This window comes from Pantanalinema rosaneae CENA516 (assembly GCF_050753385.1).
Taxonomy (GTDB): domain Bacteria; phylum Cyanobacteriota; class Cyanobacteriia; order Leptolyngbyales; family Leptolyngbyaceae; genus Pantanalinema; species Pantanalinema rosaneae.
This window is the reverse complement of record NZ_JBLZFZ010000015.1, coordinates 103,245-123,984: the sequence shown is the minus strand read 5'-3', so window position 1 is coordinate 123,984 and position 20,740 is coordinate 103,245. Positions and strand designations below refer to the sequence as shown.

Here is a 20,740-nt window from a genome sequence, read left to right as displayed (position 1 = left end):
GGTAGCTTGAAGCAACTTTTCGCTAGCGGCAAAACTCCCCATTCCACTGAATTCTGCGAATTCAGGTTATCCTAAATTAGGTCTAAGGGCTTGTATCCAGCCTAAGGGCTAGCTTAAGATTTTTGGGGATGCATGGGTGGGCTCTTAGCTCAGTGGATAGAGCAATCGCCTTCTAAGCGATCGGTCACAGGTTCGAATCCTGTAGAGCCCGTTTTGAAATTTAATGCTTTAGAGCCGTTGTAGCAGGCTGCGCCCGTGGGTATCGGTTCCACAGGTGTTTAGCAGTTTATAGGTAGTCGTCAGTTTTAACACCCGTTGGGTTTGGTCGGGGCTGGGGCGCCAGGGACGGGGATTATCGTAGGCATAGTAGGTTTCTACCCCATCAATGCCCAGACGTACTGCCTCTGGAATCAATTCTTCGGGGGATTGGCGATAGCGAACCGGATGCGCCAATACAGCTAAACCACCGGCAGCATGGATATTGGCAATCACGCGGATGGCTTGATAGTCATCGCCGATCGCCGCCTCTTTTTGCAAGTAGGGACTGATGGCCCAATGGTTGGGATTAAAGGCGTAGCCTAAGATGTGAACTTCGGTATTCAGGAGCGATGCATTAATTTCTATCCCTGTCCATAACCGAGGTGTGGGACGATCGGGATGTTGGTGTTGCCAACTGGTCAGCCACTCTTGTGCAAATTGATAGCCCTCTACAGTGTGGTGATCAGTAATTGCCAGTCCGCGCAGACCAATCCCGATCGCCTGCTCCATTAATGTCTCTGGATGCAAGCGCCCATCGGAACAGACGGTGTGCATGTGAAAGTTAAACGAGGTGGGGCAGCTTTCGGCATCGATCGTTGTAAATACCCGCCACAGTGCTGAAGCATCCTGAGCGGCAGGTTTGAAAACAGGAGCCTGAGCTAGATTGACAGCCATAAAAGCCTCAAGGGGTGAGTGACTGATCCCGTCTGGATAAATCGAATATACAGACTTTAACAAATTTAACCTTCGTTCATCTTGAGGCTTTATACCGACTTTTCTGTCGCCAATTTATCAATTTGCTGGAGATGGGCTAACGGTAAGCTTTAGCCCGGTTTGTTCACACTTTCGCAATAGGTTGATAACTAAAGATAATCTCTGATGTTGTTGCTCTAAATAAAGAAAAAAGCCTGTTTCTAATTCGGAGTGAATGGCTAAACCCTCGTAGAGAGGTGGGTTGAACAACTTGCGATCGTCGATCGAGTTAGTTGAGTTGATTGGCGATGCGGCTGATGGGATGGTGAAGTTATTAGCGAATAAATCCCCCAGAAAAGATGACTTTCTGAGGGATTTATGGGGAATTTGCTTAATAGAGCAATCGATTAAGCGTTGTAGGTAGTGGTGCCGCTGAACTTGAGTTTTGCAGGCTCAGGGTTGCTACCAATGTTGCGATCGACTTTGTTAACTTGTGCACGACCAGCATTCACCTTTTCAGGGAAGACTCCATCCTTGGGATGTAAGTACTCGATTTCCCCGTTGGGATAAACCCGGTAGATTTTGTAATCGTTGATTTTGAACTTCGCCCGTAGTTGTTGCCCACCTAAAGCAATGCATTGCTCTTTGCGAGCCAGATACAACAGGTTTTCACCTTGCCGCATCACAGCTGCACCGCCAGTTGGCATTTCAAATACTTGCTCTTTAGGGCTAGTCCAGGTAATCGCATATTTTTCTTCTACCAAGGCTTTCGTTAGAAGACCGCCCGTGCTACCAGGAAACAAAGGAGCTTGTCCAGAAAGAGTTTCTGCCATTTGGATTTCTCTCTCGATGTTTTAGGGCATCGTATCACTGACGATGGCACCGTTTAGCGAGTTTGTAGAGATCTGTAACAGTTGTTAGTATTTCTGTTAAATCGGTTGTGTAGACGGTAATTCAGGGCACTTGACGATCGTGACACTCACACCCATTCCGCAGATGCCACATGATCGGGGGCGCTAATCCTCCCCAGAGAGGAGTATTGATGTTAGCGGCTCGTAACCCTTCGGCAGTCCAGGAATTACAGGTATACAAGATGGAATAGAAGCCTGTGGCGGCATAAAAACTGCTTTGTTGATCCTGACCACTGCCTAAACGGTCAACTTGACCCTGAGCATCGGTTTGGAAGGTGGCTTGTAGAAACTGCATTAATGCCAGGTAATTGGTGGCACTCAGGTGGAGGCAGGTGACCTGCTCATGCCCAACCTGGGGAGCGGTGGCATGACCTTTGACAAAGATGGCTGCTGCATTCCGCCAGTAAAACAGGGCGCGGAGGGCATTCGTGAGCCTGACCTCTTGCCAGGAGGGGGTTTGCATATAAAACAGCCGATCGCCCCAACCGAATTGGAGATAGCGATAATTAGTCGCGGCATCATTGCCGATCGCCTCCAGGTCAAGCTGTTGGCTCCAGTCATAGATTGCAGTGCGAACGGGCACGAAAAAATTCGTATGCATACCATCGCTAGTGATATAGATCGTGAAACGACAATCGTGACTGGGGGGAATCTGCCACTGGCGGGGGGTAATTGCCGCGATCGTCAGCACTGCAATCAATCCCAGGCAACCTAAGCCTAAATAGCTGCCCCAACGTTTCCCATGGCGTAACCATCGCAGTGTCATTAGCGCACCGTGGCATTAAGATTGCCGATCGCACCATCTACTAACCAATTCATTGCTTCCAGTTCGCTGGCTTTGGGTCGATATTCCTGTCCGGTGGGAATTACCACTTTGCCCGTGTTATCCCGAATTTCACCGCGATAAATCATCAGATCACCGCTATTCAGTTTGCCTTTCGCGGCTTCGACACTTTGGCGCGTGGCGTTACTCACCGCCGAGCCATAATCCGACAGTTTAATGTACTCATTTTTAAAGCCACCCCGCACTAGATTGGAAATGCCACCATTCATTAAGCTTTTACCTTGTTGCAGTAACCGGGCATAGTCGCTATAGAGTTTTGCCCAGTTCCACTCGGCTCCTGTGAGGTATCCCTTGGGAGCGAATTGGGCTTGATGGGTGTGATAGCCCGTACAGAATACGCCCCGTTGTTCTGCCGTTTGCATAATCACTTTGGGACTATCAACATGGCAGGCTAATACATCCACCCCTTGATCGACTAAGAGATTAGCGGCGTTGGCTTCTTGAGTCGGCAGTGACCAGTCTCCTGTGAACAGAACCTGAGTTGTAATATTCGATCGTACACTTCTTGCCCCCAGCGTATAACTATTGATATTTCGCAACACGGAAGCTAACGGTTTGGCTGCAATGAAGCCGAGTTTGCCGGTACGAGAGGTTTGAGCGGCAACAATGCCAGTCAGGTATAGCACTTCATCGGTATAGGTGAAATAACTGCCGACATTGCGGGGATGTTTGCCACTGTCGTAAAGTGCCCCGGCATGGAAGAACTGCACCGTAGGATATTGGGCAGCGATCGCGAGTAAATGGGGATCGAAATATCCAAAGGAGGTGAGGAATAAGGCATTCGCCCGATCTTCGGTAATCATCTTCTGCATGACGGCTTGCACCGCATTGGTTTCGGGGACACTGGCTTGCTCCACGGTTTTGACCTTCGCTAGCTTCGCCACGCCTTGCTGCCCTTCATGATGGGCTTGGTTCCAACCCGAATCATCAATCGCTCCGGCATAGATAAATCCCAGCGTAATATCCTGAGCGTTGGGATCGGAGTCATTCTTGACGGCATCACTGCTTAACGAGGGGATAGAGGCACAGCCTGTCCACAGCCGCGATGAGACACCCAGGGCAGTGGTGGCGAGCAAACTCCGGATGATCTGGCGGCGGCGTAGACGGGGGCAATGACTATGGTTCATCGTCAACTCCTCAGGCAAATCGGCTCAGGGTACAGTAGGGAAGCGTTAGCTTTGGGGTTTCGGCTCATCACTATAAAAGGAATGAAGCAATTTAAGCATGAAGACTTATGACTGGATTGTGGTGGGCGCGGGAATTACGGGAGTGGCATTAGCTTACGAATTAGCCCAGCAAGGCTTGGCGGTGCTACTACTCGAACAACATGCGGTGCTTCAGGGATCGACGCGTTATGGCTACGGTGGGATTGCCTATTGGGCAGGCACGACGGAGTTAACCCGGCAATTGTGTGCTGCTGGAATTGAGTGGTATCGATCGCGGTCTGAAGAATTGCCAGCTACGATCGAGTTTCGGGAGTTGGATCTAATTCTGACGATCGCTTCGGATACTGATCCTGAACCGGTGGCACAGTTTTATCAGCAGTATGCGATTCCTCCCACACTGATCTCAGTCCAAGCGGCGTGCGAACTAGAACCGTTACTATATCCGCAATCAATTGGTGCAGCACTGACCGTTAAACATGGACATATCAACTTAGGCGCGTTAGCAGCCGCTTACAGGCAGGGATTTCAGCAGTTGGGTGGTGAGGTGGCGATCGCTCAAGTTACAGGATTGCACCGTCCAACGGTTGATCACGTGGCAGGTGTGGTTTGTGGTCAGCAAACCTATGTCAGTGATCAGGTGGCGATTTGTACTGGAGGATTGACGCGATCGCTCTTAAAAGCGGTAGGGATTCCGGTGCGGATTTATTTTACCCATGCCGAATTGATCGAAATGCCGTCGGCAGATGTGCATCTGCGATCGTTGGTGATGCCTGCTGTAACCCAACGGTTTCAACTGGAAGCCTCTGCCAGTACCGCCGAGTTGGATCATGTATGGGATCAGCCCGGTTATGAACCGGCTCCCCCGATTTTGGATGCCGGAGCAGTGCAATTTTTGGATGGTAGCCTGCGTGTGGGACAGGTAAGCCGCACGTTAACCGATCCTCAGGCAGCGATCGATCCAGTGGCGAGTGAACAGGCGATCCGGTCGCAAGTTGGAGCAATTTTACCTGCGTTACAAGATTTACCGGGAACCTGGCATCACTGTTTGGTGGCGTTCAGCCATGATCACTTACCTCTGATTGGGGAGATTCCCGGCATCACTGGCTTGCAGCTATTTTCTGGTTTTAGTAATCCCTTGGCGATCGTGCCACCGCTTGCCCAACGCTTTGCAGCGAGCGCGATCGGGCAGGAGGATGAACTCCTGAGCCTATTGTCTCCTGCTCGGTTTAGCTAATCTCTCCCTCCGAAATTGTTGAACCCCCGGCTGTAGCTGTTCGTCTAAATCGATGGTTGAGAGGGGGGACTGACGATGCCAAAACCGACTGCTGTTAATCCGAATTTAGTGTTGCCTGTGGGAACGCAGGTTGTCAGCCGCATTGAGATCCTCAGCAACACAGCAGAATTGATCTGTCCCCAGGGGGCTGTGGGCGCGATCGTGCGATCGCCGGATGACAATTCCCATGCCTATCGGGTGCGGTTACCGAATGGGCAAGAGATCACTTTACGGCGGCATGAATTCACGATTCGTAAGCATTTTCAACGGGAAGGGTTAGAGCCGACCGAAGATTGGTTAGCTGACTTTAATCTGTATGACTCGGTGATCTATCGCTGTGTCGTGGGTTCCAGAGCGTATGGTTTGGATGATGAACATTCCGATACCGATCGTCGCGGCATTTATCTGCCTCCGGCGGAATTGCACTGGTCATTGTACGGAGTGCCAGAACAGTTAGAGAATAAACCGGCTCAGGAATGTTATTGGGAACTGCAAAAATTCCTGATTTTGGCATTAAAAGCCAATCCTAATGTGTTGGAATGTCTCTACACGCCCCTGATTGAAACGGCATCTTCGATCGCGACTGAATTACTGTCGATCCGTCACATCTTTCTGTCGAAATTGGTTTATCAAACCTACAACAGCTACGTGATTTCGCAGTTCAAAAAGATGGAGCAGGATTTACGGACGAAAGGTGAAATTCGCTGGAAACATGCGATGCATTTGATCCGGTTATTGTTATCTGGAATTACGGTATTGCGAGACGGATTGGTTCCAGTGCGAGTCGATGATTACCGCGATCGACTATTAGCGATTAAGTATGAACACCTGACTTGGGAAGCCGTAGACGCATGGCGATTGCAGTTACATCAAGATTTCGATCGGGCGTTTGCTGATACTCAACTTCCCGATCGCCCGGATTATGAACAAGCCAATCTGTTCTTGATTCGTGCCCGTCGTCAAATGGTGGAACAGTGATAAAATCACCTGTGATCGCAACATTTTACCAGTATGAGCACTGCATCGAGCCAACCTAATCCGCAAGAATTGCTGACTGCTCTGCTACAGGCAACATCGCAGTTAGCGCAGTCAGCAAGTCAGCAGGATCAAAAGCTCGATCGCTTATCCGAGAAATTAGAGATTTTCACCGAACAAGTGAGTCGTTCTGCAAGCCAGCAGGATCAAAAGCTCGATCGTCTGTCAGAAAAACTAGAGATTTTGACGGATCAGATTGGTCGGTTGACTGAGCAGGGCAGAATGCTCGATATTCGTCTAGACCGAGTGGTAGTTGCGGCTGAAATGCAGGCAGAAACAGCCAAAGTCCAAGCCGAGATGGCGAAAACTCAAGCTGAAAATGTGGCTCAGTTGCTAGCCATGCTTCATGGGAAGTCAGTCTAAATCTGTGTTTGATTGGTCGATCGCAGCTGGAATTGGTCGTACCATTAATCGCATCCCACTAACTTTAAATTGCACTTGATCTACATTTAATGGTTAGCGATCGCAATTTAATCGGAGCGGCTGCCCTCCGTACTGTTAGCAGTCACAATGCAATGGTTAGCCGTGACAATTCGATTGTCGCAGATTGCCCTCCGTACTGTTAGCAGTCACAATGCAATGGTTGACTCTCACAATTTGATTGTAAGCCGCTACGTTCCGTAATTTTACTAACTACGATTGATAATTTACTGTTAACAATCAATTGTGGTGGAATACCGTTGAAATAACTTGAGTGCGATCGCGACAAAATTAGGATCAAATCATGCCTTTCCTGTACTTATAGAGCCATTTTCAACCAACTAAACAGTTGTTCCGTAGTCAGTTCTAATGTGATTGTCGCTAATCCAGGTAAGCGATCGCCATTGCAGTTCATCGACTCAACACTTAATCTCCAGTTTACTCACTTGCTTGCAATAGGAAAGCCGATGACTGTTGACCCCCGCTTATTTACGATCGCGACTAACCAACCCTATCCACTGTTATTTGCCACAATCAGCGGCGCACATCTATATGGCTTCCCGTCACCGGATTCGGACTACGATTTGCGCGGTGTGCATATCCTGCCCATGACCGAAGTCGTTGGTCTAGAAACTGGACGCGAAACGATCGAAGTCTCAACCCTACAAGATGGGCTGGATCTGGATTTAGTCACCCATGACATCAAGAAATTTTTTAGCTTGCTGTTAAAGAAAAACGGCTATGTGCTAGAGCAACTTTATTCTCCTTTGGTTGTCCATACCACGCTGGAACACATGGAATTAATGGACATTGCTAAAGGCTGCATCACTCGGTATCACAGCCACCACTATCTCGGCTTTGTCCAAACCCAATGGCGTTTGTTTGAGCGTGAATATCCTCCCCGGGTCAAACCATTGTTGTATGTTTTCCGAGTCTTGCTGACTGGTATCTATTTGATGCAAACTGGCAGAGTTGAAGCCAATCTGCTAACGCTAAATCAGGTGTTTCGATTGCCCTACATTCCTGATTTAATTGCTCGAAAGTTAGCCGGGGCAGAAAAATCGGTTTTGCCCCAGGTAGACCTGGAATTCTATCGGCAGGAACGCGATCGACTAATCCAGCAACTCGAAGCCGCGAGTGAAAATAGCCATTTGCCAGAAGCTCCCACGGCGAAACCTGCCTTAAATGACCTGCTGATTCGGCTGCGATTGGCCACTTGATAAACTGTTCACGGCTACAGCCTGTCGCTCTCACACACAGTAGAATGGAAATCTATGGAAACAGAAGTCATTACGCTACTCTCAAAGCGCGAAATCGAAAAAATGCGCCGTGCTGGGCATCTGGCAGGGCAACTTTTACATCATTTAGAGCCGCTAGTAAAACCAGGAGTCAGCACCCTGGAATTAAACGATGAAGCCGAACGCTGGACGCAGGCACAGGGAGCGAAAAGTGCGCCCTTAGGTTATAAAGGCTTTCCCAAATCCATTTGTACTAGCGTCAATGAAGTGGTATGTCACGGCATTCCGAACGCGAAACAAATTCTCCAAGACGGCGATATTATCAACATTGATGTGACGCTGATTGTGGATGGCTATCACGGTGACACGTCGAAAATGTATTTCGTTGGTGAACCATCACCCGTCGCCCGTCGCTTAGTCGAAGTCACGGATAAGTGTCGGTATTTAGGCATTCAAGCGGTGAAGCCGGGTGCCAAGATTGGTGATATTGGAGCCGCCATTCAGGAGTACGCTGAATCGCAAGGATTCTCGGTGGTGCAAGATTTTGTCGGACATGGAATTAGTAATATTTTCCATACTGCACCCCAAGTCCCCCATTACGGCAAAGCGGGAACAGGTCGCCGCTTACGTCCCGGCATGGTGTTCACGATCGAACCGATGATCAACGAGGGCACCTGGGAAGTGGAAGTCTTGGATGATGAATGGACGGCGGTTACCAAGGATCGCAAGCTATCCGCTCAGTTTGAACATACGATCGCCGTCACCGACGATGGCTATGAAATCCTCACCCCCTATCCTGGGGATGCCTGACCTCGATCGACTAACGCAGCAAATTCAGTTTGTGATCGAAATCGATCAACTGAAAACCGTCCTGCGTCAAACTCTACTCACCGATGCCTCCCGCCAGGAGAATACGGCTGAACATTCTTGGCATATTGCCATGATGGCGATCGTCCTGGCAGAGTATGCCCCTGTTCCGGTTGATCTACTGCATGTGATCAAGCTCTTGCTGGTTCACGATTTAGTCGAGATCGATGCTGGCGATACCTTCTGCTATGACATACAAGGGAATTTGAGCAAGCAAGAACGGGAACTGCAAGCTGCCGATCGCCTGTTTAGCTTATTGCCACCGGATCAAGCGATCGAGGTGCGATCGCTCTGGGATGAGTTTGAAGCTCAGGTTACGCCTGCGGCTCAGTTCGCGGCTTGTCTCGATCGGCTGCAACCCCTACTGAATAACTGGCAAACTCAAGGCTATAGCTGGCGCAAACATGGGATTACCTGCGATTTAGTTTTGCATCGCATGTCACCGTTGCAAACGGGTGCGCCTGCCCTATGGGAATTTGTTGAACAGATGATTCAACAGTGCGTGGCGGCTGGCTACTTGCAAGAGGGCTGATGTTGAGGTAGCGATCGCTCCGCCACGTTAGGCGGCTATTTGTGTTACTCAATTTGTGCAAATATGTACTTTTTTAAGTACACATCAACTTCTGCTAAAGGTACTGTTCTGCCAAATACTTGGTGCTAATCTAATAAGTAGGACACAGAGAGAAGCAGAATCTCTTAAACGGTAAGGCTTTCGGGATTGTGTCTCCCCTCCCGAGGTCACTGTAACCGCCAGGTTTGTGGTAGACCAGTTGTTCACTAAACTTCGTCATATCACCCTACTGCGTTAACTGATGTAACGCATTTTGAGCCAGCGTTTACTGGCTGCTTTCACTGAACATTTCCACAACTGATCACTTCCACTATGACCTATTGACTTTGTACATTCGTGCTAAGGAGGAGGATAAGGAAGGACGTTGTTTGTTCTGGTGGGTTACAGCATTGTTGTTGAGTACACCATTACTAGTTGCTATCTTCAATCATTACATTTCAAGCATGAGTCTGGCAGCCGTCTGTCAGACTCATTAGCTTTAAATAGATGCTTAATGACTCAGTTTTAAAGGTTAACGATTGCAGCTTTTCATCTATCAATTTAGGTAAATATTTCTATGCCATTTCACCTATAAGAAAGTAGCTTCGATAAGCTGAAGACAGGGATTGAATGAGGTCATAACCTATGATTACTGTTCCACAAGAGAATTTCGCTCGCCCTGGATGGCAGAGAATTCTTTCACTCACAGTGCTGTTTTGGCTCAGTGGCACTGTAATTTTAGACGGCGTGATTATGCCCTCTCTTTATCTGTCTGGCATGATGGTTGAGCCAGGATTTGCTTCCGCCGGTTACTCGTTGTTTTGGGTATTCAATCGGTTGGAATTATTATGTGCCGCGATCGTGTTAACGGCTGCTTTTGTATTGCGTTACACCCATGCGATCGGTGAACGATTCCATGAAATCATCAGTTTTCTTGCCATTTTGCTATTAGGAATTGTTTGTGTTGACACCTATTGGTTAACTCCTCACATGAGTGCCCTCGGTGCCCATTTGAATTTATTCGCTCCAACTGCCGCAATTCCCACGGGCATGGATCAACTTCATGTGAGCTATTGGGTGTTAGAACTGATTAAGCTAACGGCGGGTTTAACTCTGTTTAAATTAACGGATCGTCTGGGGCGATCGAGTATTTAGTCATCGGGTCATGTGATTTTCTCCTTCATAACGTTTCTGATGCAGGATAGAGAAATTTCTTTAACCTGCATCATTTATGTTTAATTGATGCATGATTCTGGGTGGCTAACCAACGGCATGGGGCTATTCTTGCTAGGATGAAGAATATGAACAATCTTTAACCTGGCTGACTCATGTCGTCTTCTTTAGGGAATCTTCGCGATCTTTACCAGCAAGTCATTTTAGAGCGCTACAAAAAACCTCGCCATCGAGGCAAGACCGATCCGGTCGATCGCTATCAAAAAGGACATAATCCCTCCTGTGGTGACACGATCGAACTCACCCTGAAATTAAATGCGGCTGGCGATACGATCGAAGCCGTAAAGTTTGAAGGGGAAGGCTGTGCGATCGCCATGGCTTCGGCGGATCTGATGGCGGAAGCCTTAACGGGTCGCCCGATCGCTGAAGCTCTGGAAATGGTGCAACGGTTTCAGACCATGATGCAGGGGCAGGCAGAGTTTCCCCAGGAGTTTCGTAAACTGAATGTGATGCAGGGTGTATCGCAGTTTCCAGTGCGAATTAAGTGTGCCACCCTCACCTGGCATACGTTAAAAGCGGCTTTAGAGGTAGCCGAGAATGGACAACCTGATGATTTTGTCAGTAACGAGTAGCTTAAATTAACCTGACCAAAGAGCCAGACATGGGTGAATAGCACTGACTTAAGGACACGATTCACTCAGATCGCCCCCTGAATCCCCCAATTCTGGGGGACTTTAAGGTTCGGCTTCCCCAGAATTGGGGGTTGGGGGGCAGTCCAGATGGTGATTGAACCTACTGCCAACCACGCCAGGGACTAATTTCAACCCGTCCATTTGGTGACACAAACACCACTTTAAACAACGCGAACGGCTCCTGTGCAGATCCAGTATTACCATCTGCCTCTGGTCTACCCAACTTGGCAAAGGGAGTGTCTTGTACTTGCTCTGTTGCCGCCTGATTGTCGGGTTGATACCCAACGATCGTGCCGTCTGGTTTTACGCGCACCCGGTAAACTAAGTCTTCACTAAAGGTAGGAGTACCTTCCCAGTTTTGGTTAATTTGCTCCTGAAGCCTGGGTAAAATCTCCTCCAACTGGGCAGTTTCGGTAATCTCGGTGCCAGTGCCAGCAACTGGTTCTGCCATCACGTCTTTCCAGGAATCGACCTCTAAGCCACCACTGGCAGTAAACAGCACCTTATATTGCGCCAGGGGTTCACTGGAAGGACTACTCTCGGGAGCTGGGATGGTTAACAAATCTAGCAACGGTGTTTGTTTGGCATAGCTGGCGGCGGCTGGATTGACGGGCTTGTAACCGATAATGTCACCGTTCTCGCGGACTCCTAACCGATACACCAGATCTTGTGGAATCGATCGCGATTGCCATGCCTGGTCGATCTTGTCAAAAAGCTGCTGGCGTAAAGTTTCAACCTCCGTCGGATCGTTAATCTCAGGCGACTCCGTTAACGGGACTGCCAATGCCGCCAGTTGCGGATCAGGGCTGGCGGTGGGACTGGGGCTAGCCGCATCGCTCGGGGTCTGGGTCGAGATTGGTTTAGGGGAGCCATTTGGAGAGGGAGAAGCCCCTGGAGTCGTGCTGGCTGTCTTAAAGGCTTCGCAGGCGGGATCCTCGGGACGTAAACAGGTCGGTTCCTTGACTTTAGGCACTCCCAAAAATGACAGGGCTACCGCCGCCGCCGCCAAACCCGATAAGCCGATCGCGGCGGGCACAACTTGTTTAGAGACACTAACCGGTCGGGCAATTGATCGTCTGGAGAGAGGCTGTAAGTTAAAGGCTAGATCGGGTAGGGTACGCGAATCTGCCAAAAACTGATCGATCGCTTCTACCAGATCAAACAGTTGCACCGTACTTAAGTTGATCTGCTGGGTCGCCTGGACTGTGCCCTCCGGACTGGGGGTCGCCATGGGCGATCGCACACTTAAGCGATGAATTTGGTGGCTCACCTGTTGCAACTGAATTAGCGCGGTTTCATCCTTGGTGGACAGGTGACTATGTAAACCACTTAATAATTCCTGGGTATAGTGGTTTACGGTTTTCACCAGTGCCTCAAAAAACTCTCGACCACCACTGAGGGGTTTTTCTTGCCCAGACAGATAGCATTCGGCGTTGATTAAAATCGACATCAGAGGGCGAGGGTCGGGCTGAGCCGCGATCGCTGCCGCACTATCCCCTAATCCTTCTAAAATCAGGGTGCAGTTGGGTAGGCTGTATTGACGTTGAATGGTCATGCTACCTCCCCATCAAATAAACTGACCCAAAACCGCTGCATCCCATAGGTTCCTGTACAAAATAACAACTGCGCGAGTAAATCCATCGCTAACTGATTCAGCTTTTCATCCGATTCATAGGCGGCTACGGCGGCCCGACGAGGGTTCATCCGCGATCGAAAGTGGGCGCGAAACCGTTCTAAATAATCATTCAGTCGGAAGTGATGTTCCATGGATAGGTTCTTCTCAGTCAGTTGCTGGTGTGCCATCAGTAATTGGCGAATTAGCACAGTTAAGCGCTTGGCTAAATGACACCCGACCACAACTAATGCCTTCCCTTCGACTAACGACAGCCCACGCCGCTGATTAAATCGTCGTAAGGGATTGGTATTTCGTAACCGCCATAACGTCACCCGGTTCTTAATAATCTCTTGAAGTTCCAATTCGTGTGCCATCATCAAAATGGCTTCGGAGCTACCCAGCTCTAGGGCTTCGATCGCCAACAGCATGAGGTCAATATGGGTACGTGCCCGCCGAGGGCAAGACTCCTCTGCCAGGGGTGGATTGGGCAGACTCTCTAAAATGTACGGGATGCTTGGCTGGGCAGGTAGACTGTTCAATTGCATGACATTCACGAAGGGACAAAACTCAACTGAGTTGTAGGCAGGCAGGTATTAATTCGACTCAGCGCCTGGGCGTAAGTAGTTCAGAACTACCTCGGAGTATTTAGAACTTGCAACCTTATAGTGTACGATTTCTCGGTTCTACATCACATCACGACAAAAATTCATCAGAGGTTCCTGATAATAATCCTTACACCCTACACCTAGTCTCTCCAGGATGGATCAACCTAGTTAAAGAATTCCGGATTCCTCTATAGCCATCCTATCGAGATTTCGTGATCTGGTTCGTCGGGCGATCGAGGGAATGCTTCCCCTTTAAACTTGCCCAAAAATCAGGACACCGCATCAGTTAACTGCGATCGCAGGGCTAAATCATTAGTGAAGTAACGGGGGGTTGGTGAAAGCGGTTTCCTTGGAACTCTTCACAATCCCCATCGGATCGCTATAGCGACCGGGAAGTGATTGGGGCTAACTCCAAATCGGATTTTATAGGTAGCTCTACCATAAAGCAGGTCAACCGATTGCGGCTGCTGGCTTCAATCCTGCCATTTAAGGTTTCGACCAACTTTTTCACGAGTGCCAGTCCTAAGCCAGTGCCCCCATGTCGCCAGGGATCATTGTTGGGAATGCGATAGAACTTATCAAATACGCGATCGAGTTCAGTGGCAGAGATTTCTACTCCCGAATTGCTGACCTGGAGTTGAATGCGATCGGGGGTTGCCACGGCAGAGACGGTAATTTGCTCGTGGGCAGGGGTATATTTACAGGCATTATTCAGTAATTCACTTAAAATCCGCTCTAGACAATGGGGGTCTGTGATTAAGGGCGGCAGAGTATTCGCCACTTGAACTTGTAATTCCTGATTTTGACTATGGGCACGTTCGATAAATGGCTGCACATGGAACGGAATCCAGGTTTGCAACGCCACCGGCATTAAATTGAGTGGCTCGTGCTTACTCTCTAACCGGGATAGATCCAGTAAATCGTTGATCAGATTAATTTCGCGTTGGCACTCAGCATTGAGGATGCGGAAATATTTCGTTAACGGATGTGCCTGATCAAATAAATTCAGGCGTTGCAGATGGATTTCTAACATCTGGGTTGCGAGTTTGATGTTAGACATCGGGGTGCGCAGTTCGTGGGAAACGGTGCTGAGAAAGTCATCCTTCAGCCGATTCAATTTCTCTAGTTCTGCCACCTGCGCCTGGGCTTTTTGATATAAGCGGGCTTGGCGAATCGCGATCGCGCATTGGTTCGCCACTTGCTGTACCAGGCGAATATCCTGTTCATTGAAGGCATGGTAACTTTGGCTAATTAACCAGAGATCTCCTAACACGCCCTGGTCATCTAGAATCGGGCAGGCAAGCATCGCCACCTGACCCCGTACCGGATTGGGTAACAGTGAGCAAAACTGAAAATACTGTCCGCGCAACAGTTGCTCATAACCTTCCGGGTAATTGTTCATCTTGACGATCCGCCCCTGAAATGGGGCTAAATCGTTCGTGTATTCGTAGCGAATGGTCGATGTGCGACGTTCCAGGTCATATAACGAGGCATTACAGCCGATCGCTCCGGTGGTAATGGCTACTTCCCGCACTGCCGTTTGTAAAATTTGATCTTCATTCAGGCTATCGCGTACCCGATCAGTCAGCCGCTTCAAGGTCGCTTCAAACTCCGATGCCAGTTGTAACTGAGCGCTGCGCTTTTGAATCTGGCGTTCTAAATTGGCGTTTAACCGTTGTTGCTGTTGGAAGAAGTCCGCCTGGGCGATCGCAATCCCAATCTGCTCGGCTAGCTGCCGCAACCCTTGAATTTCGTAGGAATGCCAGACGCGAGGTGCTTGACAATGGTGCGCGACCAGTAAGCCCCAGATCGGCGGATGGGCTGCCTCTGTCACCAGGTCTAACGGAGCAGAACCGCGAGGAATGGGCACAATTAGAACGGCTTGAGCCTGGAGATTGGTCAGTACCCGCCGTTGATGGGGCGATAGGTCGGCGGTCTGAATATCCGCGATCGCGGTGATGCTGGCTGGAGAGTTAGGTTCTCCCTGAGACTTCAGCAAACAGGCATCAGCCACCGATTTCCCTAAAAGGGATTTCCAATCAGGAGCAACTGACTCAACGGCAACCGAGCCTCGCCACTTTTGTCTGAGTCGCCAGATCAATACACGATCGACCTGAAGAAATTGGCGCACTTCAGTAACGGCTGTTTCCAGCAGCGGCTTGAGCAACTGAGACTGATGAATTTTAATGCCAATTTGAGCGATCGCCAGCTCGACCTTCAACTGTTGAATCTCCTCATCCTGGGGAGGTCTGGATGGCTGAGGTTCAGAGTGCCGTCGTTTAGATTTAGCAGCAGGTTTTGAGCGGTTCGATGACGTTCTGAGATCTGTCTCAGTGGGACTGGAAGGGTGAATCGGGTCCATAGTTTCGGACAAAAAGTCCCTCAAAGTATCACGAATAGTACGTGCAGCACACGATACGGTTGATACCCCTAATTATGGCGATCTTAACGAAGAAGGTGAAAGCAAGGATGAACCGTTGAGCACAGAACCTGACAGTATATACGCAATGGTATCAGGACTCATGGAGGTTAATTGCACCATATTCCCTGAAGAGAGCTTAAGTATATATCATCTTGGCTGATGTCAGCATGCCCACTGGGCGGATTGGTGTTACGGTAGCCGCGTGAAACTTTACACGGTGTTTAAACCTCACATACCTGCACATTCGACAGCCGCGAGTTTAACAGGCGAGTCATCCAGCCTTCTAAGTATTTACGATTGGCGCGTTGCTCTTTGGGATCGGTGGTGTCTAATGCGTGGGGCAACAATCCTAAAATGGCAGCGGTCGTGACACAAAACATAGATTTTTGGAAACTGACACAGATTCTGACCCGGAGATCCGTTTCTCCCCGGATGGAATGCTGTTGATAAAACTCGCGGAGATAGGATGGCAAGAAGTGGCGCATGTCCTGCATCAGCAGAGTAGGGGGAATTCCGGCTCCTCCGATCGGTAAGGGGTCAGCATAGAGCGCTCCATAGGTAAAGCGAGCCTGATCCGGTGGAATTTGGTAGGCCTGGGCATTGTAGGATACCGTACCCATAAACGGAAATGACCGGAAAAAAACAGCTTCCACGTAGGGCACTGCTGTATCCATCAGGAAAGTTAGCCCTGCCGACTTGGGAATAATTTCGTAGGTTTTTCCTTTGACTTCTACAGCATAGGTAATGGGTTTATTTGCCGCTGCCACCAAGCCATTCAGCACATGGTTGACCACATCTTGAATTGTGGTGATTTCTCCGCGATCGTAGCGATCGGACAAGTTCAGGAACATGGCACTCATGACATTCCAGAACTGCCCTAAAGCACTGTAGTAGGCAAGTTGTCGCACTTGCTCCGGTAGAAAATCTGGAAATACTGTGCCCACGCCTTGCATGAGGAAATTACCACTCAGTTTGGCTTGAATCGCCGCTTGTGCTCGTTGGCTAAATTCAGGGGTATCCAGATACTCATCCAGTTTGCCACCCCCATGCCAGAGCATCGCCTTCATGCAATACTCTGCAAATTCATAATTAATGCGATCGTGCCACCAATGTCGCATTAACTTGTTGAAGGACACCTCACCATTGAAATACTTGAAGAACGGAAATAGCACCAGGAATTGATGCTCAGAAATATAGGTCAGGTTTTGCCAGTAGGCATCCAGCACGACCCCATAGCTCTTCAGAATCCCAACCACTTCCAGCACATTATCGGGAGACTCGGGTAAAAGGGCTCCACCCGTTTCCAGTCGGTAAATAATATCAGCGAGTGGATGCGTGGATACCGGACGATCGTGGGTACTGACCATAGTGCTAAGGGGATTCGCGAATGGGAAGAGTGGGGAAGGTAATCAAGATAAGGACGATAGGGAAGCAAGAAAGACAGTTCTAGGGCTCCCCAAAGTTGCTACGGGTTAGGAACGGGCAGGGATGGATGAGCGATCGCAACTGGGGCTGGGGTCGTGGCAATTACGGCAGGTGGAGCGAGTAAGGCGGTTGTGGTCGTTTCTGTCCACCGCACTAACCAACTGGGTTGTAGTCCTAATGCCACAATCAGAATGGCAAGAATCACCGCCGGAATTCGCTCTGACCAATAAACCTGAGGCAAATTCGAGAATTGCTCGGGTAAGCGACCGAAAAAGGTGCGGTTGACTAAGAGCAGGAAGTAAACCGCCGTTAAACCAGTTCCGATCATGGATAGTAGGGTTTGAACGGGAAACACTGGGAAACTGGCGCGGAAAATCATAAATTCCGAGATGAAGCCCATCATGCCAGGAATTCCAGCACTTGCCATCACTCCAACCACCATCAAACTACCAATCACGGGCAATCCGCGCTCAGGGGCTAACAGTCCCCGCAAAACATTAATGTCACGAGTGCCGGTTTTCTGATAAACCACCCCAACTAGCAAAAACAGCAAGCCAGAAATTAACCCGTGACTAATCATCTGAAAAATGGTGCCGAGGATGCTGAGGGGAGTAGCCGCGGCTGCCGCCAGCAGAATATAGCCCATGTGACCGATCGAGCTATAGGCCACCATCTTTTTCATATCCGTTTGCGCGATCGCGGTAAACGCTCCATACAGGACGCTCACCACTGCCCAAATTGCTAAACCCGGAGCCAGAATTGTCCAGGCATCTGGAAATAAGCCCAACCCAAACCGCAATAGTCCATACGTGCCCAACTTCAGTAACACCCCAGCGAGCAGCACCGAAATTGGGGTAGAAGCCTCGACGTGGGCATCAGGTAGCCAGGTATGAAAGGGAACCAGGGGAATTTTGATGCCAAAGCCAACCAGCAACACGCCTAGCAAAATAAGCTGAGTTTTGATCGGTAATATCTGGGTATGAATTTCCCCATACTCAAAACTTGGGGCATGGCTGAGCCAGGTTGCACCTAAAAATGCCGCCAGAATTAAAATGCCAGATAGGGCGGTGTAGATCAAAAACTTGGTGGCGGCATAGCCTCTCCGGGCACCTCCCCAGATGGCGATCAGGAAGTATAAGGGAATCAGTTCGACTTCATAGAACAGGAAAAACAGCAACAAGTTCTGCGCCAGAAAGGCTCCAGCCACGCCAGCATTCAGCAGCAATAGCAAGATGTAGTAAAGTTTGGGGCGTTGTGTGGAGGGGGCGCTACTATAAATCGCAATACAGGTGAGCAAGCCATTCAACACCACCAATGGTAAGGAGAGTCCGTCCAGCCCTAGCTGATAGCTTAATCCGAGGGGTTCAATCCAGGGCAACAGTTCCTGAAACTGCAAACCGATGCTACTACTGTCGAATTGATTTAATAGTAAGACCGATAGCGTAAAGGTTAGCCCAGTAAAGCCTAAGGCAACTGAGCGGGCATGTTTATCGGCGATCGCGGCAGGCAATAAGCCAATCAAAATGGCTCCAAGCACTGGTAACCAAATCAGGGCACTGAGCATAGGGCGAAGGAATAAAAGGGCGGTTGACTGATGTAAGTAGATGATGGGTTAAGGCAGGCTGGGCAACTACCACAGAGAGTAGGTCAGTACAATGCCCAGGACACTAATGCCCAGCAAAATTGTGAGCAAATAGAACTGAGATTGCCCGGAGATACTATACTTCAGGCTTTCTCCACTAAAGATGGAGGCTAGCCCGACGAAATTCACAGCACCATCGACCACATAGCGATCGAACCAATAACTCAACCGAGAGATCGAGTTGACTGCCCAGACAACCGTGACTCGGTACAGATGGTCAATATAGAAGTCGTAGGCTAACAGGTCTTGAATGAACCGTAATGGCGTTTGCACCGGTCGGCTCCAGGCGCGGTTTAAGTGAATCACTGCCCCAGAAATACAGCCCAATACCCCAGACAAAACTAAGAGTCCCGACCCTTCCCAGTTCATATACATCCAGTCTGGGAGCAGCGATAGGTATTGCAGAATCACTGGTACTAGCAGCGTAAATACAGTCAGCGTCACCATCGGGACTGCCATTGTCCAGGGGACTTCTGGTGTCCGGCGAGTTTTGGGCTTCGGTTCGCCTAAAAACACTAACCGGAAGATCCGCACCAGATTATGCGCCGTTAACGCATTAACAACCAGCAGAACTCCGACTAACCAGGGGTCGCCATACCAGAAGGCGTTGATGCCTTGCCGCATTGCCCAGAAGCCACCGAGCGGGAATAGACCAATCAAACCAGCGGCACCGACGATAAAGGCGGTTGTGGTTGCTGGCATTCGAGACCATAGCCCCCCCATTTCCGTCACATCCTGGCTGCTAGTCGTGATAATGATCGACCCGGTACTCATAAATAGGAGCGCTTTGGCAATGCCGTGGGTTAGGAGTAGCAATAGAGCAAACCCAGTCCATTGCATCCCGATCGCAATAAAGACCAGCCCTAGATACACACTGGTTGAATAGGACAACGATCGCTTGATATCAATTTGGGCGATCGCCACCAGTGAACCCCCGATCGCGGTGAGGGTACCTAATCCCACCAGGGTCATAGAGGCAACCGGAGATAAAATTAGTACGGGCTGAAGTTTGATCAGCACATACGCTCCACATCCCACCACCACCGAGTTCCGCAAAATTGAAGCCGGATTGGGACCTTCCATCGCTTCATCCAACCACGCATGTAGGGGGAATTGGGCACACTTCCCAACAGGCCCCGCAATCAGAGCTAACCCCAATAGATTGGCGGTCGTAGGAGAAAGGTCAGCCGTTTCTACCCAATCTGCCAGTTCTGTAAAGCTAAACGTGCCAGAGAAGGTCGCTAATGCCACAACTCCCATTAACAGGAGGACATCGCCAACTCGTTTGGTTAAAAAGGCATCGCGGGCAGCCGTGACCACCAGGGGCTGGGCATACCAGAACCCGACAAGCAAGTAGGTAGACAGCGTTAACATTTCCAGGAGGGCATAGGTCAGGAACAGTGAATCACTTAATGCCAGACCCGTCATGGCTCCTTCAAAAAAGCCCATCAAGCCAAAGAACCGAGCCAGTGCCCAATCCTTTTCCATATATCCCAGGGCAAAAAACTGGGCGAATAGGCTCAGTCCGGTAACGAGTTCTGCCGCTCCTAAACTAACGGAGGAGTAATCCAGCGTAAAGGTGATATCGAGGTCGGCGGCTTGCAACCAATGGCTGACCACGACTTGACCGTTCTGCCCCAAACTGCTTTGAAACGCGATCGCGCCATGCACTAATGCCAGAACGGTCATTAACAGGTTAAGGTACGCGGCGGGACGGGAACCGGTTCGGCGGACAAGCCCAATCGCCCACGGTAAGGTTATGACAGCACCAAGCAAGCCATAACAAGGAATCCACCAACTGGTTTGCAGAAAAAACTGTTGCATTGAAACTAATTGTTAACGCTCAAACAGATGAATCCTGAATATCAATGAAACCGTCTCTAGAGCCATCTAGCTAAGGGACGAAAAGTA

At 49.6% G+C, this 20,740-nt stretch carries 18 protein-coding genes and 1 tRNA gene; 9 read left to right on the top strand and 10 right to left on the bottom strand.

Going from position 1 to position 20,740, the window contains the following annotated elements; all coding sequences use genetic code 11:
- Positions 1-138 precede the first annotated feature (138 nt).
- Positions 139-211, top strand: a tRNA-Arg gene (locus tag ACN4EK_RS11395).
- Positions 212-228: 17 nt separating this feature from the next.
- Here ACN4EK_RS11395 and ACN4EK_RS11390 read toward each other — a convergent pair.
- The 4 genes from ACN4EK_RS11390 to ACN4EK_RS11375 all read right to left on the bottom strand — a co-directional run bounded on the left by ACN4EK_RS11390 (position 229) and on the right by ACN4EK_RS11375 (position 3,833).
- A complete protein-coding gene (locus ACN4EK_RS11390) occupies positions 229-933 on the bottom strand; it encodes a PHP domain-containing protein (RefSeq protein ID WP_431657992.1) in 705 nt (234 codons plus the stop codon).
- 425 nt (positions 934-1,358) lie between these two features.
- The gene (psaD, locus tag ACN4EK_RS11385; protein ID WP_431657991.1) at positions 1,359-1,784 is read right to left on the bottom strand and encodes a photosystem I reaction center subunit II PsaD; all 426 of its coding nucleotides are present in this window, start codon (positions 1,782-1,784) and stop codon (positions 1,359-1,361) included.
- A gap of 121 nt (positions 1,785-1,905) precedes the next feature.
- The gene (locus tag ACN4EK_RS11380; RefSeq protein WP_431657990.1) at positions 1,906-2,628 is read right to left on the bottom strand and encodes a TIGR02117 family protein; all 723 of its coding nucleotides are present in this window, start codon (positions 2,626-2,628) and stop codon (positions 1,906-1,908) included.
- The gene (locus tag ACN4EK_RS11375) at positions 2,628-3,833 is read right to left on the bottom strand and encodes a BMP family ABC transporter substrate-binding protein (RefSeq protein WP_431657989.1); all 1,206 of its coding nucleotides are present in this window, start codon (positions 3,831-3,833) and stop codon (positions 2,628-2,630) included. Before ACN4EK_RS11375 ends, ACN4EK_RS11380 begins: the two co-directional genes overlap by 1 nt.
- A 97-nt stretch (positions 3,834-3,930) precedes the next feature.
- Between ACN4EK_RS11375 and ACN4EK_RS11370 the strand changes: the two genes are divergently transcribed.
- The 8 genes from ACN4EK_RS11370 (at position 3,931) to sufU (ending at position 11,060) form a co-directional block, all read left to right on the top strand.
- Positions 3,931-5,106 carry an NAD(P)/FAD-dependent oxidoreductase gene (locus tag ACN4EK_RS11370; protein ID WP_431657988.1) on the top strand — a complete coding sequence of 392 codons (1,176 nt, stop codon included), beginning with the start codon at positions 3,931-3,933 and terminating at the stop codon, positions 5,104-5,106.
- A gap of 75 nt (positions 5,107-5,181) precedes the next feature.
- A complete protein-coding gene (locus ACN4EK_RS11365; RefSeq protein ID WP_431657987.1) occupies positions 5,182-6,123 on the top strand; it encodes a nucleotidyltransferase domain-containing protein in 942 nt (313 codons plus the stop codon).
- Positions 6,124-6,156: 33 nt separating this feature from the next.
- Entirely contained in the window at positions 6,157-6,543 is a 387-nt protein-coding gene (locus ACN4EK_RS11360; protein WP_431657986.1) for a hypothetical protein, read from the top strand.
- Positions 6,544-7,067: 524 nt separating this feature from the next.
- On the top strand, positions 7,068-7,820 hold the full coding sequence (locus tag ACN4EK_RS11355) for a nucleotidyltransferase domain-containing protein (RefSeq protein WP_431657985.1): 753 nt from the start codon (positions 7,068-7,070) through the stop codon (positions 7,818-7,820).
- Between the two features lie 54 nt (positions 7,821-7,874).
- Positions 7,875-8,648 (top strand): type I methionyl aminopeptidase, encoded by a 774-nt coding sequence (gene map, locus ACN4EK_RS11350; protein ID WP_431657984.1) that lies wholly within the window; start codon positions 7,875-7,877, stop codon positions 8,646-8,648.
- Positions 8,614-9,237, top strand: a complete 624-nt coding sequence (locus ACN4EK_RS11345) for an HD domain-containing protein (RefSeq protein ID WP_431657983.1) — start codon at positions 8,614-8,616, stop codon at positions 9,235-9,237. Before map ends, ACN4EK_RS11345 begins: the two co-directional genes overlap by 35 nt.
- A 663-nt stretch (positions 9,238-9,900) precedes the next feature.
- Entirely contained in the window at positions 9,901-10,410 is a 510-nt protein-coding gene (locus ACN4EK_RS11340; protein ID WP_431657982.1) for a hypothetical protein, read from the top strand.
- A gap of 173 nt (positions 10,411-10,583) precedes the next feature.
- On the top strand, positions 10,584-11,060 hold the full coding sequence (gene sufU / locus ACN4EK_RS11335; RefSeq protein ID WP_431657981.1) for a Fe-S cluster assembly sulfur transfer protein SufU: 477 nt from the start codon (positions 10,584-10,586) through the stop codon (positions 11,058-11,060).
- Between the two features lie 160 nt (positions 11,061-11,220).
- On the opposite strand, the gene ACN4EK_RS11330 is transcribed toward sufU, so the two are convergent.
- From ACN4EK_RS11330 to ACN4EK_RS11305, 6 genes are all read right to left on the bottom strand, one after another.
- Positions 11,221-12,675: a DUF4335 domain-containing protein gene (locus ACN4EK_RS11330; RefSeq protein WP_431657980.1), complete on the bottom strand. Its 1,455-nt coding sequence runs from the start codon at positions 12,673-12,675 to the stop codon at positions 11,221-11,223.
- The gene (locus tag ACN4EK_RS11325; RefSeq protein WP_431657979.1) at positions 12,672-13,280 is read right to left on the bottom strand and encodes a DUF3038 domain-containing protein; all 609 of its coding nucleotides are present in this window, start codon (positions 13,278-13,280) and stop codon (positions 12,672-12,674) included. Before ACN4EK_RS11325 ends, ACN4EK_RS11330 begins: the two co-directional genes overlap by 4 nt.
- A gap of 439 nt (positions 13,281-13,719) precedes the next feature.
- Positions 13,720-15,561, bottom strand: coding sequence for a sensor histidine kinase (locus ACN4EK_RS11320; protein WP_431657978.1), 1,842 nt, complete (start codon positions 15,559-15,561; stop codon positions 13,720-13,722).
- Positions 15,562-15,983: 422 nt separating this feature from the next.
- Entirely contained in the window at positions 15,984-17,129 is a 1,146-nt protein-coding gene (locus ACN4EK_RS11315; protein ID WP_431657977.1) for a CO2 hydration protein, read from the bottom strand.
- Positions 17,130-17,227: 98 nt separating this feature from the next.
- Positions 17,228-18,751, bottom strand: a complete 1,524-nt coding sequence (locus tag ACN4EK_RS11310) for an NADH-quinone oxidoreductase subunit M (RefSeq protein ID WP_431657976.1) — start codon at positions 18,749-18,751, stop codon at positions 17,228-17,230.
- 66 nt (positions 18,752-18,817) lie between these two features.
- The gene (locus tag ACN4EK_RS11305; RefSeq protein ID WP_431657975.1) at positions 18,818-20,653 is read right to left on the bottom strand and encodes an NAD(P)H-quinone oxidoreductase subunit F; all 1,836 of its coding nucleotides are present in this window, start codon (positions 20,651-20,653) and stop codon (positions 18,818-18,820) included.
- Between the last annotated feature and the right edge of the window lie 87 nt (positions 20,654-20,740).